A 12182-nucleotide genomic window follows, 5' to 3' on the forward strand; every position below is an offset into this window, starting at 1 on the left:
GTGGATCCGGCAAGGGCCCGCACCGACGAACACCGTGCCCGCGGTGCCCACCCGCGCCTGAACGCGTTCACGATGGACGTGTCCTTCGAGCTGGACGCGTTCCAGCGAACCGCCTGCCAGGCCCTGGAGGACGGACACGGAGTGCTGGTCTGCGCCCCGACCGGGGCGGGCAAGACCGTGGTCGGCGAGTTCGCGGTGAACCTGGCCCTCGCCGGAGGGCACAAGTGCTTCTACACCACCCCGATCAAGGCGCTGTCCAATCAGAAGTACGCCGACTTCTGCGAACGCTACGGTTCCGCCTCGGTGGGGCTGCTGACCGGCGACACCTCGATCAACGGCAACGCGCAGGTGGTCGTGATGACCACCGAGGTGCTGCGCAACATGCTCTACGCCGGTTCGAGCACCCTCGACGCGCTCGGCTACGTGGTGATGGACGAGGTGCACTACCTGGCGGACCGCTTCCGGGGCGCGGTCTGGGAGGAAGTGATCCTGCACCTGCCCGAGCACGTGCAGCTCGCGAGCCTGTCGGCGACGGTGAGCAACGCCGAGGAGTTCGGCGAGTGGCTGGTCGAGGTGCGCGGGGACACCACCGTCGTGGTCGACGAGCACCGCCCGGTCCCGCTGTGGCAGCACATGCTGGTGGGCAGCAGCATGTTCGACCTGTTCGGCGGTGAGACGGAGAGCCGGGAGTTGAAGATCAACCCCGAGCTGCTGCGTCACACCAGGGAGCTCGGGCGCAGCAGGGGTGTTCCCGGCAAGGTGCGCCGCGGATCGGACGGCAAGAAGCGCGTCCAGCACCGGGGGAACAGGTTCCTCCAGCCCTCCCGGGTGGACGTGCTCAACCAGCTCGAGGACGCCGAGCTGCTCCCGGCCATCGTGTTCATCTTCAGCCGGGCGGGTTGTGACGCGGCCGTGTCCCAGTGCGTGCGGGCGGGCCTGCGGCTGACCACCGACGACGAGGTGTCCGAGATCCGCGAGGTGATCGAGGAGTACACCAGCACGCTGCCCGAGAGCGATCTCGAGGTGCTCGGGTACTGGGAGTGGCGGGAGGCCCTGGAGCGTGGAGTGGCGGCGCACCACGCGGGACTGCTGCCCGCCTTCAAGGAAACCGTCGAGGAGCTGTTCGTCCGTGGGCTGGTCAAGGCCGTCTTCGCCACGGAGACCCTCGCCCTCGGGATCAACATGCCCGCGCGCACGGTCGTGCTGGAGCGGTTGGTCAAGTTCAACGGCGAGTCGCACGTGGATCTGACCCCGGGGGAGTACACGCAGCTCACCGGTAGGGCGGGACGTCGCGGCATCGACGTGGAGGGCCACGCCGTGGTCGTGTGGCAGCCGGGAATGGATCCCAAGCAGGTCGCCGGGCTCGCCTCGACGCGCACCTATCCGCTGCACTCCTCCTTCCGCCCCGGCTACAACATGGCGGTCAACCTCGTCGGGCGGGTCGGCTCCGACGCGGCTCGGGAACTGCTGGAGCAGTCCTTCGCGCAGTTCCAGGCCGACCGTTCGGTGGTCGGCGAGTCCCGTCGGGTGGAGCGCAACACCGAGGCGCTCGAGGGCTACGCCGAGGCGCTGCACTGCGATCAGGGCGATTTCGCCGAGTACTTCGAGCTGCGCAGGCGCATCTCCGAGCGGGAGAAGGAGCTGGCGAAGCAGAACAAGGCGGCCAAGCGGGCCGAGGCCGCCAAGTCCCTGGAGAAGCTCCGCAAGGGTGACGTGATCGTGATCCCGTCGGGGCGGCGTTCCGGGCTGGCCGTGGTGATCGATCCAGGCCTGGATCCGATGGAGGAGCCGCGTCCGCTGGTCGTCACCGAGGACCGCTGGGCCGGACGGGTGTCGGTGGCCGACTTCACCAACCCGGTCGAGGCCCAGGACCGGATCAAGCTGCCCAAGTACGTCGACGTCCGTTCGCCGAAGTCGCGGCGCAACCTGGCGAACACGCTGCGCGAGACCGGGGTGAGCACCGGTGGGGGCAAGCGCAGGAAGAGCAAGGGTGCGGACACGAACAGCGACCAGGAGCTGGCGAGCCTGCGACGGGCCATGCGTTCGCACCCCTGCCACGGCTGCGCCGAGCGGGAGAGCCACGCCAGGTGGGCCGAGCGCCACGAGAAGCTGCGCAGGGAGACCGAGCAGATCAGGAACAGGGTGGCGGCCAAGACGAACTCCCTCGTGCGGTCCTTCGACCGGATCACGGCGTTGCTGGAGGAGCGGCACTACCTGGACCCGCATCACCCGGAGGACCCGGTCACCGAGTTCGGCAAGCGCCTGTCCAGGATCTACAGCGAGTCGGACCTGCTGGTGGCCGAGTGCCTGCGGGTGGGCAAGTGGCGGGCCCTCGAACCCGCCCAGCTGGCGGCGGTGGTCTCCTCGCTGGTCTACGAGGCGCGGGGCGACTCCCCCGCGGTCCCGGAGGTGCCCCCCGGTGCCGTGGCGGACGCGTTGTCGGCCACCTGGGAGCTGTGGGCCGAGCTGGAGGACGACGAGCGCAGGCACAAGCTGGATCGCACCCGCGAGCCGGATCCGGGGTTCGCCTGGCCGGTCTACCGCTGGGCCAGGGGTGACTCGCTGGAGAAGGTGCTGACAGCTTCGGCCACGGCCGGGCACGAGCTGCCCGCCGGTGACTTCGTGCGCTGGTGCCGCCAGGTGATCGACCTGCTGGACCAGATCCGCGAGGTCGTGGGCCGCGAGGATCCGGTCGGCTCGGCCGCGAACAAGGCGCTCAGCGGGATCCGGCGCGGGGTGGTCGCGGCCGGATCCGTCTGACGCCCTGCCCACCTGCCGTCCGGTCCGCGGGCTGTGGTTGGATCGGATCTCGATGTCGGCCGAGTTAGCACGATCGAGTTTCCTCCGGAGGGGTGAATGAGTGAGCCTCGTGGCACGCCTCCACCCCCGGGGTCGGAACGGCTGCAGGACCGGGCGGCTCCACCCAGGGAGCAGTGGCCGGGGGAACCGCACCGTCCGTACGGAGCTGCGGCCGGCTCCGCGGGGCCGGATACCTTCGGCCCCGCCTCCGGCGGTTCCGGGGCGTGGTCGGCCGGGGAGTTCGCGGAATCGGCTTCAGGGGCCGCGGAGCCGTCCGGCGCGCACGCGGCTTCCTCCGGTCGAGGCAGCAGGCGCTGGCCGTGGTTCTGCGCCGCTCTCGCGGTGCTGGTGGCGCTGGGGATGGCGTTTCTGGGGTTCCTCGCCCCGGGGTGGTTCTACCGCGGCGTGCTCGACGCGGGCTCGGTTCAGGCCGGGGTGCGTCAGATCGTGCGCGACTCCTACGGCGTGGAGGGCGTCGAGTCGGTCTCCTGCCCCTCCGGACAGCCTGTTCGACCGGGGCACAGCTTCACCTGCGAAGTCTCCACCGACGGGGGCCAGCAGCGGGTCCGCGTCGTGGTGCAGGACGAGGAGGGCACCTACGCGGTCGAGCGCCCCGACTGACCCAGCCCGCTCGAGCCCGGATCGAGCTGCCGTTCTCGGCCTCCTTCGCCGGAGCGGACCCCGTCCGCGGTGAGGTAAAACCGCTCGAGGTCCCGAGGCGGTGGTGGGCATCATGGGGGAGTGAGTGAACATGATGTCCGTCCCCTTGCCGAGTCCGAGTTCCGCGCTTCGAACGATCTCTTCCGGAAGGCGTTGAACGCCCCGACGGTCACCGACGCGGGGTGGCGAGTTCTGGGCGAGCGCTACGAGCCCGGCCGCGTGTGGGGAGACCACATCGGTGGTCAACTGGCCGGTACGACCATGTCCTTCGCCAGTTCGCTGGCCCTGCCCGGCGGTGCGGAACTGCCCGCTGCCGCCGTGACCGCGGTGGGCGTTCGTGCCGACCTGACGCGCCGCGGAGTGCTCACCGAGCTCATGCGTGCCCAGCTGGACGAGGTCCGCCGGCGTGGCGAGGCGGCGGCCATGCTGCACGCCTCGGAAACGGCTATCTACGGGCGTTTCGGCTACGGGGTGGCCACCAGGTCCAGGACCGTGGCGCTGGAGACCGCGCGGGCGGTTCCACGCGAGCGGGCTCCCGGCGGTGGCCGGGTCAGGCTGGTCGAGGTGGACGAGGCGGCGGAGATCCTGCCCGGGCTGTACCGGGATCTCGGCGTCGTGCGAGCCGGCATGATCGCGCGCCCGCCGACCTGGTGGCGGAGTCACCTCGCTAGGCGGGAACTGCACGGGGACTACGCGGTGGTCGCGGTGCACAGTGATCCGGACGGTGTCGACGACGGGTTCGCCGTGTGGGTGCCCGGCGGCAACGACTACCGCTTCGGGGACGGGCGCACGACGCTGCGCCTGCTGGATCTGCACGCGGCGGGTCCGGATGCCACGGCGGCGTTGTGGTGGTTCCTGCTCGGGGTCGACCTGGCCGACGAGGTGGTGGCCATCGAGCGCCCGCTCGACGAGCCGCTGGAGTGGTGGCTGGCGGACAGCCGCCAGTGCCGGGTGCGCGACGTCTACGACGGACTGTGGGTGCGTCCCGTCGACGTGCCCGCGATGCTCCGGGGACGTTCCTACGGCACGGCCGAACCGGTGGTGCTCGAGGTGCGCGACGGGTTGTTGCCGGAGAACGCCGGTTGCTACCTGGTCGCCCCGGACGGAGTCGAGTCCACCGGGCGGGAGCCGCAGTTGAGCGTCGACGTGGCCGAGCTCGCCGCACTGCTGTTCGGTGAGGCGCGTCCGTCCACTCTGGCGGAGGCCAATCTGCTCGAGGCGCACGATCCGAAGGCCCTCGACCGGGCGGACCGCTTGTTCGCCACCCTCGAGCGGTCCTGGTGCGGCACGCACTTCTGAGGGACCGGCTGCCGCCGGGTGCTTCCCGGCGGCTCAGCCGAGCGCGGCCAGCAGCCGGTCCACCGGACTTCCGAGTCCCCACGTGCGCTGCAGTTCGGAGATCCGCGAGGTGTCGACGGGCTCCACGCGCCGGGTGTCCGTGGACAGGCCGTGCTCCACCGGGGTGTCGGTGACCGCGCGCACCACGCTCGGCGCGGCCGCGAGGTACTCGCTCGCCTCGACGAGTTTCGCCCTGTTGCGCGGGGTCAGCCCCGCGTCGCCGTTCGCGGCGGCTTCCAGCAGGTTCTCCAGCGAGCCGTACCGGGAGACGAGCTTCGCCGCGGTTTTCTCCCCGATCCCGGCGACCCCGGCCAGTCCGTCCGAGGGGTCCCCGCGCAGCACCGCCATGTCCGCGTAGGCCCTTCCGGCGCCCTCCTTCGGCAATCCGTAGCGCTCGGCCAGCTCAGCGGGACCGTAGTCCTGGAGCTTGTTCAGCCCGCCCCCCATGTAGATCACTCTGGTGGGGGTGGGTTCGTCCCGCACCAGCTGGAAGAGGTCGCGGTCCCCGGTGATCACCTCCACGGGGTCGTCCCGCTCGACCTCGGCCAGGGTCGCGATGACGTCGTCGGCCTCGTAGCCGGCGGCTTCGGCGGTGTCGACTCCGAGAGCCGCCAGCAGGTCCAGGATCACGGGAATCTGCGGGGACAGCGTGTCCGGAACCGCCTCGGCCTCCGGGGGTTCCTCGGCGACCCGGTGGCTCTTGTACGAGGGCAGCGCCCGGACTCGGAATTCGGGGCGCCAGTCGTTGTCCAGGCAGACCACGAGCCGTCCCGGGGCGCGCTCGGTGAGCAGCCTGGCGAGCGTGTCGCAGAAGCCGCGCACCGCGTTGACCGGGCTGCCGTCCGGGGCGGTCAGCGATTCGGGCAGCGCGTAGTACGAGCGGAACCACAGCCCTGCGGCGTCGACGAGCATCACTGGGGAGCGCACGGCGTTCAGCTTGGCACGTGTCCGGTGACTCCGGCACGGAGGCCCCGCCCACGGGGCTGTCGGCGGTGCGGGGCTCGGGTGAAGTCGACTGGATCGGTTCGGAAGTGAATGTGGCCTTGACAACACCACAACAACGGGCAGAATCAGGCAACATCAAACCTCGATCGGAGGAAAACGGGCATGTATGGGGCAGAGCGCAGGCAACTGCTGACCCAGCGGCTGCGTCAGGAGGGGCGTATCGACGTCGCCGCGGCGTCCGAGGACCTCGACGTCGCCCCGGAGACGATCCGGCGTGACCTCGGAGCGCTCGAGCGGCAGGGATTCGTGCGGCGGGTCTACGGCGGAGCCATTCCGCTGGAGCGGTTGGACTTCGAACCGGAGGTGGCGCAGCGGGACACCACGGCGTCCGCGGAGAAGGACCGCATCGCCCGCGCGGCGCTGGAGCGGGTGCCGGAACGGGGGACGTTGCTGCTGGACGCGGGAACCACCACGGCCAGGCTGGCCGGGATGCTGCCCGCGGGGGAGTTCACGGTGGTGACCAACTCGCTTCCGGTGGCCAACCAGCTCGCCCATCGCGGCAACTGCGATCTGCACCTGCTCGGGGGCAGGGTGCGTGCCACGACGCTGGCCTCGGTCGAGTCCTGGGCCAGGGACGTCCTCGCCGGGCTGACCGTCGACTTCGGATTCCTCGGGGCCAACGGGTTCTCGGCCGAGCGCGGATGCACCACTCCGGACAGCGCGGAGGGGGCGGTCAAGGCCGCCATGGTGCGTGCGTGCAGGCAACGGGTGCTGCTGGCCGACCACACCAAGTACGGCCACGACCACTTCAGCCGGTTCGCGATGATCTCCGAACTCGACGTGCTGGTCACCGACAGCGGTCTCGACCCGGAAGCCGCCGAGGAACTGCGTGCGACCGGAACGGATGTGGTGCTGGCATGATCGTCACCGTCACCCCGAACCCGAGCCTGGACCGCAGCGTGGCGCTCGGGAGGTTGGAGCGAGGTGCGGTGCACCGCTCCGAGCGCTCCCTGCTCGAGCCGGGCGGCAAAGGGGTCAACGTCGCGCGCGCCTTGGCCGCCGCCGATCACGGCGCCGTCGCGCTGCTGCCCACCGGGGGAGCCGAGGGAAGTCGCCTGGCCGAACTGCTGGCTCCCGAGTCCGTGTCCGTGGTGGAGGTTCCGGTCGAGGGAACCACCCGCACCAACCTGACGCTGCTGGAACCGGACGGAACGACGACCAAGATCAACGAACCCGGCAGCGCGCTGAACCGGGGCGAGCTGGAAGGACTGCGGAGCAGGCTGGGCGAACTCGCCGCGCGGGCCGACTGGGTGGTGGCCTGCGGAAGCCTTCCGGCCGGTTGCCCGGAGGATCTGCACGCAGCGCTGGTGCGCACTTCGCGATCGGCGGGAACGCGGGTCGCCGTGGACACCTCCGGGGGGCCGCTGGCCGAGGCCAGGCGGGCGCGTCCCGACCTGCTGGCTCCGAACCTGTCCGAGCTGTCCGAACTGGTCGGACGTGAGCTGTCCGACCTGGCGGAGGTCGTGTCCGCCGCCCGCGAGGTGCGGCGGGACGACGTCGGCGCCGTGCTGGTGACCCTGGGGGAACGCGGGGCGGTGCTGGTGGAGGCGCGTGGTTGCTGGCACGCCAACAGCAGGGCCCGGTGGGTGCGCAGCACGGTCGGCGCCGGGGACGCGGCACTCGCGGGGTTTCTGCTGGCGGGGGCGGACGGGCCGGAAGCGCTGCGGCACGCCGTCGCTTACGGAACCGCGGGGGTCGAGCTCTCCGGCAGCCGAATGCCCTCCCCGGGCGACCTGCGTCTCGAGTCGGTCCGGGTGACCGAAGTGGACGAAACCCGCCATCTCGATGGAGTGACACTGTGAACAACGAGCTCATCACCTCCGACCTCGTCGACCTCGATCTGCGCTCCGCGGACAAGCAGGAAGCCGTGCGCGGTCTGGCCGAGCGACTGGTCACCGCCGGACGCGTCACCGACCTGGAGCGGTTCCTCGCCGACGTCGCCGAGCGGGAGAAGCAGATGTCGACCGGGATGCAGGGTGGCATCGGCATTCCGCACTGCCGGTCCGAAGCGGTGACCGCGCCGACGCTGGCCTTCGGGCGCTGCCCGGAAGGCGTCGACTTCGGCGCCGAGGACGGGCCCGCCAACCTGGTCTTTCTCATCGCGGCACCGCAGGGCGGCGACTCCGAGCACATGTCGGTGCTGGCCGCCCTGGCGCGCAGGCTCGTGCGGGCCGAGTTCAAACGAACCCTCACCGAGTCCGACGACCCGGCCGCGGTCGCGGAGTACGTTCGCGAGGAGGTCACGCCTTGAGATTCGTCGCGGTGACAGCCTGTCCCACCGGAATCGCGCACACCTACATGGCCGCCGAGGCGCTGGAGCAGGCCGCGGCCGAACGCGGGGACGAGATCTCGGTCGAGACCCAGGGGTCGGCGGGGTCGAGCCCGCTGGCCACTGAGGACATCCGTGCGGCTGACGCGGTGATCCTGGCGGCCGACGTCGGGGTGACCGAGCGGGAGCGGTTCGTCGGGAAGCCGATCGTGGAGGGCACGGTCAAGCAGGCCGTGGAGAACGCGGCCGGGCTGCTGGCGCAGGGGGCCGCGGCCCCCGCGCCCGAGCAGGAGAACCCCCGCCGCGCGCGGGAGCAGCACCACGCGGAGCCCGCGACCGCGGGTGCGGCAGGCGCGGAGGGCACTGGTTCGGCCACCAGGCTCCGCCAGTGGTTGATGACCGGCGTGAGCTACATGATCCCGTTCGTGGCCGCGGGCGGGCTGCTGATCGCGCTGAGCTTCGCCCTCGGCGGCTACCGGATCACCGAGGCCCCCGACGTCACCGAGCACTTCGATCCGGCCACCCTGACGAGTTGGGCCGCCCTGGCGAACCAGATAGGTTCGGCCGCCTTCGAGTTCCTCGTGCCCGTGCTGGCCGGTTTCATCGCCTACGGGATGGCCGATCGGCCCGCCCTGGCTCCCGGTTTCGTGGGCGGCGCGGCGGCGATGTCCGTCGGAGCCGGTTTCCTGGGCGGGCTCGTGGCGGGACTGCTCGCCGGCGCCGTCGTCGCCGGGTTGCGCAGGGTCAGGGTCCCGAAGGCCGTGGCGGGGATCATGCCCGTGGTGGTGCTGCCGCTGCTGGGGACCCTGATCGTGGGCGTGCTGATGTTCGTGGTGCTCGGCAGGCCGATAGCCGCCGTGATGACCGCGCTGACCGACTGGCTCAACGGCCTCGGCGGGGCCAACGCGATGCTGCTCGGAGCGCTGCTCGGCGGGATGATCGCCTGCGATCTGGGAGGGCCGATCAACAAGGTCGCCTACACGTTCGCGGTCGGTGGCTTGACCACGGGCAGCGAGACGGCGTTGGAGATCATGGCAGCGGTGATGGCCGCGGGCATGGTTCCTCCGCTGGCGCTGGCCCTGGCGGCGACGCTGCGGAGCAAGCGGTTCACGGCGGCCGAGCGGGAGAGCGCCCGCCCGGCCTGGTTGCTCGGCGCCTCGTTCATCACCGAGGGGGCGATCCCCTTCGCCGCCACCGACCCGCTGCGGGTCATCCCGTCCATGATCGTCGGGTCCGCGGGGGCGGGTGCGCTGTCCATGATGTTCGGCGTGACGCTGCGCGCCCCGCACGGAGGGCTGTTCGTCCTGCCGCTCGTGGGGTCTCCGGCGCTGTACGCCCTCGCGATCGTGGTGGGCATAGGGGTGTCGGCCCTGCTGGTGACCGTGGCCAAGTCCATCGGGCGGCGTGCTGCCGAGAACGTCGGCTCGGCCTCCGTCGAGTCGCCGGTCGCGGCTTGAGCGCGTCCGCGGAACGGAAAGAACAGAGGAAACGGAGTCGAATCATGCCGCGACGTCGCGTCAGTATCGCTTCAGGAGTCGGGCTGCACGCCCGTCCCGCAGCCCTGCTGGCCAAGTCGGCCGCAGCACAACCCGTGTCCGTGACGATCGCCAAGGTCACCGACGGGGTCGTCGGGGAACCGGTGGACGCTGCCAGCGTTCTCGGGCTGATGGGGCTCGGGGTCGAGCACGGTGACGAGGTCGAGCTCGGAGCCGCGGACTCCGCGGAGGCCGGTTCCGTCCTCGACGAGCTGGTCGAGCTGCTGAGCACGGATCTGGACGCCGAACCGGCGAGCTGATCCCGCTCGCCCGACGTGAATCAGCGCCGTGCGCGTTCCGACGCCCCGGCCGATGGGGTCACGTCGCTCGAAGCACCGTCCGCGAGCCCGTTGTCCGAGACAGCCGTTTCCGGGAGGAACGCATGGCAGACGAGAACGTGGAACAGCAGCGGAGGAGCACCTGCTCCCGCCGGGGATTCTTCGCGGGGAGCGGTGCCCTGCTCGGGCTGGGACTGCTGCCCCGGCAGTCCTTCGCCGCCCAGAGCTCGGCGAACACCCCGCACTGGCGTCCGGAGGTCCGGTTCACACCGCGGCGCAACTGGATGAACGATCCGAACGGGTTGATTCGGCACCGGGGTGAGTACCACCTGTTCTTCCAGCACAACCCGTCGGGGATCGAGCACGCCAACATGAGCTGGGGCCACGCGGTCAGCACCGACCTGGTCAACTGGCAGCACCTGCCGGTGGCCCTGGAGCCCGACGAGCTCGGTGAGATCTTCTCGGGCAGTGCGGTGGTGGACGAGCACGACTCCAGCGGTCTGTTCGGCGGTGGTTCCGGAATAGTGGCCTGCTACACCAGCGCGGGGCGGACGCAGACCCAGAGCATCGCCCACAGCTCGGACGGGGGGCGGACCTGGACGAAGTACCCGGGAAACCCGGTGATCGACAATCCGGGCATCGCCGACTTCCGCGATCCCAAGGTGATCCGTCACGAACCCGCGGGGAAGTGGGTGCTGCTGCTCGCGGCCGGGGATCGGGTGCTGTTCTACGAGTCCACCGATCTGTTGAACTGGACGAAGGCGAGCGAGTTCGGTGCGGAGCACGGAGCCCACGGCGGAGTGTGGGAGTGCCCCGACCTCTTCGAGCTGCCAGTGGACGGTGACGAGAGCCGCTCCCGCTGGGTTCTCGTGGTCAGCATCAATCCGGGAGGCCCAGCCGGGGGATCGGCGACCCAGTACTTCGTCGGGGACTTCGACGGGACCGAGTTCGTCAACGAGAACGATCCGGACGAGGTGCGCTGGGTCGATCGTGGAGCGGACTTCTACGCGTGTCAGTCCTGGTTCGGCGTGCCGCCGGAGGACGGCCGCAGGTTGTGGGTCGGCTGGATGAGCAACTGGGCGTACGCACAGCATGTGCCGACCAGTCCGTGGCGGGGAGCGATGACCGCGCCGCGCGAGGTCGGGCTGACGGAGTCGAGCTCGGGGACGCGGTTGGTGCAGCGCCCCGTGCGGGAGCTCGAATCAGCGCGGGGGCCTGCGCGGCACTGGCGGGGAATGGTCCCCGAGCACGCAACGGCCCCGCGATTCCGCGGGACCGCCCTGGACATCGTCGCGGAGTTCGAGATCGTCGACGGGCGACCGGAGTTCGGGTTCGAGGTCCTCGCGGGAGACGAGCACCGGACCCTGATCGGCTACGACGCGGAGTCACGAAGGTTGTTCGTGGACAGAACCCGCTCGGGCAGCGCCGAGGTCGCCCCGGAGTTCCCCGCGCGGCACGAGACCCCGCTTTCGGTGGACGGAAGTCGCGTGCGGTTGCGGATCCTGCTGGACCACTGCGGTGTCGAGGTGTTCGCCGAGGACGGTGCGGCCGTGCTGACCGAGCTGGTGCTGCCGGACGAGGGGGACGACCGGGGGCGCGTTTTCTGCTCCGGTGGACGGGTGTTCCTCGAGTCGCTGCGGGTGCACGAACTGCGGCCCTGAACCGGGTGCGGGGAGTCGTCGCCCGGCGGAGTGGCGCGTGATCGGTTCCATCCCCGCGTGCGGATCACCACTTCTCGTGTCGCGCGGGAAACGCGCTGTGACAGCGTGTTGCCGTGCGCTACCGAAGACCTGCGCGGGAGGCCGCGCCGAGCCCGGTGAGCAGGGTGACCGCAGGTACGGCGATCGCCCTGCTCGTCGTGCCGGGATTCTTCTTCCTGCTGGGAACGGCGGATGCCCTGCGAGCCAACGGAGTGGACGGCGCCGAGGTCCGCGAGGTGCTCGTGGGAGTGGCGGTGATGGTCAGGGGCTCTGCTCCGTCTGTGCTGCTGTTCGGGCTTCCCGTCGCCGTGCTGACGGAGAGGGTCTGCTCCCGGGCGCGGCTTCCGGTGACGCTGCTGGCCTTCGCACTGGCCGGAGCGGTCGCCGGGGTGCTCGCCGCGTCCGTGTTGTTCCACCCGCTCTTCTCCTACTACGTGGTTCCGTTCGCGGTGGTCAGCGCGGTGTCCGCGCGGGCGCTGTCCGGGCCGGTGGCGCGCAGGCCCGTGCTGTGGTGGGTGTTCGTGCTGCTCGCCGCGGTGGTGCTGCTCGGGGCGTGCTTCGCGGTGGTGCGCTGACCACCGGCGGGAGAGCTCTGCGC

General features: G+C 70.8%; 11 protein-coding genes. 10 read left to right on the forward strand and 1 reads right to left on the reverse strand.

Annotated elements, in window-relative coordinates:
• From G9Q41_RS11600 to G9Q41_RS11610, 3 genes are all read left to right on the forward strand, one after another.
• Positions 1 to 2760, forward strand: a complete 2760-nt coding sequence (locus G9Q41_RS11600; RefSeq protein WP_092520655.1) for a DEAD/DEAH box helicase — start codon at positions 1 to 3, stop codon at positions 2758 to 2760.
• A gap of 96 nt (positions 2761 to 2856) precedes the next feature.
• On the forward strand, positions 2857 to 3420 hold the full coding sequence (locus tag G9Q41_RS11605) for a DUF4333 domain-containing protein (RefSeq protein WP_165632531.1): 564 nt from the start codon (positions 2857 to 2859) through the stop codon (positions 3418 to 3420).
• Positions 3421 to 3540: 120 nt separating this feature from the next.
• Complete coding sequence (locus tag G9Q41_RS11610; protein WP_165632530.1) at positions 3541 to 4758, forward strand: GNAT family N-acetyltransferase; 1218 nt, start codon at positions 3541 to 3543, stop codon at positions 4756 to 4758.
• Positions 4759 to 4791: 33 nt separating this feature from the next.
• Here G9Q41_RS11610 and G9Q41_RS11615 read toward each other — a convergent pair whose 3' ends face one another.
• Positions 4792 to 5724, reverse strand: a complete 933-nt coding sequence (locus G9Q41_RS11615; protein ID WP_347567517.1) for a 5'-3' exonuclease — start codon at positions 5722 to 5724, stop codon at positions 4792 to 4794.
• A gap of 180 nt (positions 5725 to 5904) precedes the next feature.
• On the opposite strand from G9Q41_RS11615, the gene G9Q41_RS11620 reads away from it, so the two are divergent.
• The 7 genes from G9Q41_RS11620 (at position 5905) to G9Q41_RS11650 (ending at position 12159) form a co-directional block, all read left to right on the forward strand.
• A complete protein-coding gene (locus tag G9Q41_RS11620; protein WP_165632529.1) occupies positions 5905 to 6663 on the forward strand; it encodes a DeoR/GlpR family DNA-binding transcription regulator in 759 nt (252 codons plus the stop codon).
• Complete coding sequence (gene pfkB / locus G9Q41_RS11625; RefSeq protein WP_165632528.1) at positions 6660 to 7604, forward strand: 1-phosphofructokinase; 945 nt, start codon at positions 6660 to 6662, stop codon at positions 7602 to 7604. The genes G9Q41_RS11620 and pfkB overlap by 4 nt, the downstream gene beginning before the upstream one ends.
• Positions 7601 to 8053 (forward strand): fructose PTS transporter subunit IIA, encoded by a 453-nt coding sequence (locus G9Q41_RS11630; protein WP_165632527.1) that lies wholly within the window; start codon positions 7601 to 7603, stop codon positions 8051 to 8053. Before pfkB ends, G9Q41_RS11630 begins: the two co-directional genes overlap by 4 nt.
• Positions 8050 to 9528 carry a fructose-specific PTS transporter subunit EIIC gene (locus G9Q41_RS11635; protein ID WP_165632526.1) on the forward strand — a complete coding sequence of 493 codons (1479 nt, stop codon included), beginning with the start codon at positions 8050 to 8052 and terminating at the stop codon, positions 9526 to 9528. The genes G9Q41_RS11630 and G9Q41_RS11635 overlap by 4 nt, the downstream gene beginning before the upstream one ends.
• 44 nt (positions 9529 to 9572) lie before the next feature.
• Positions 9573 to 9866: an HPr family phosphocarrier protein gene (locus G9Q41_RS11640; protein WP_165632525.1), complete on the forward strand. Its 294-nt coding sequence runs from the start codon at positions 9573 to 9575 to the stop codon at positions 9864 to 9866.
• Positions 9867 to 9988: 122 nt separating this feature from the next.
• Positions 9989 to 11545, forward strand: coding sequence for a glycoside hydrolase family 32 protein (locus tag G9Q41_RS11645; protein WP_165632524.1), 1557 nt, complete (start codon positions 9989 to 9991; stop codon positions 11543 to 11545).
• Between the two features lie 113 nt (positions 11546 to 11658).
• A complete protein-coding gene (locus tag G9Q41_RS11650; protein WP_165632523.1) occupies positions 11659 to 12159 on the forward strand; it encodes a hypothetical protein in 501 nt (166 codons plus the stop codon).
• Positions 12160 to 12182: the final 23 nt, after the last annotated feature.

Origin of the sequence: Actinopolyspora sp. BKK2 (genome assembly GCF_011291845.1) — a bacterium.
GTDB lineage: Bacteria > Actinomycetota > Actinomycetes > Mycobacteriales > Pseudonocardiaceae > Actinopolyspora > Actinopolyspora saharensis.

Coding starts and splice junctions, on each gene's coding strand:
- G9Q41_RS11620 (WP_165632529.1), top strand. CDS start 5,905: ATGTATGGGGCAGAGCGCAGGCAACTGCTGACCCAGCGGCTGCGTCAG.
- G9Q41_RS11640 (WP_165632525.1), top strand. CDS start 9,573: ATGCCGCGACGTCGCGTCAGTATCGCTTCAGGAGTCGGGCTGCACGCC.
- pfkB (WP_165632528.1), top strand. CDS start 6,660: ATGATCGTCACCGTCACCCCGAACCCGAGCCTGGACCGCAGCGTGGCG.
- G9Q41_RS11605 (WP_165632531.1), top strand. CDS start 2,857: ATGAGTGAGCCTCGTGGCACGCCTCCACCCCCGGGGTCGGAACGGCTG.
- G9Q41_RS11645 (WP_165632524.1), top strand. CDS start 9,989: ATGGCAGACGAGAACGTGGAACAGCAGCGGAGGAGCACCTGCTCCCGC.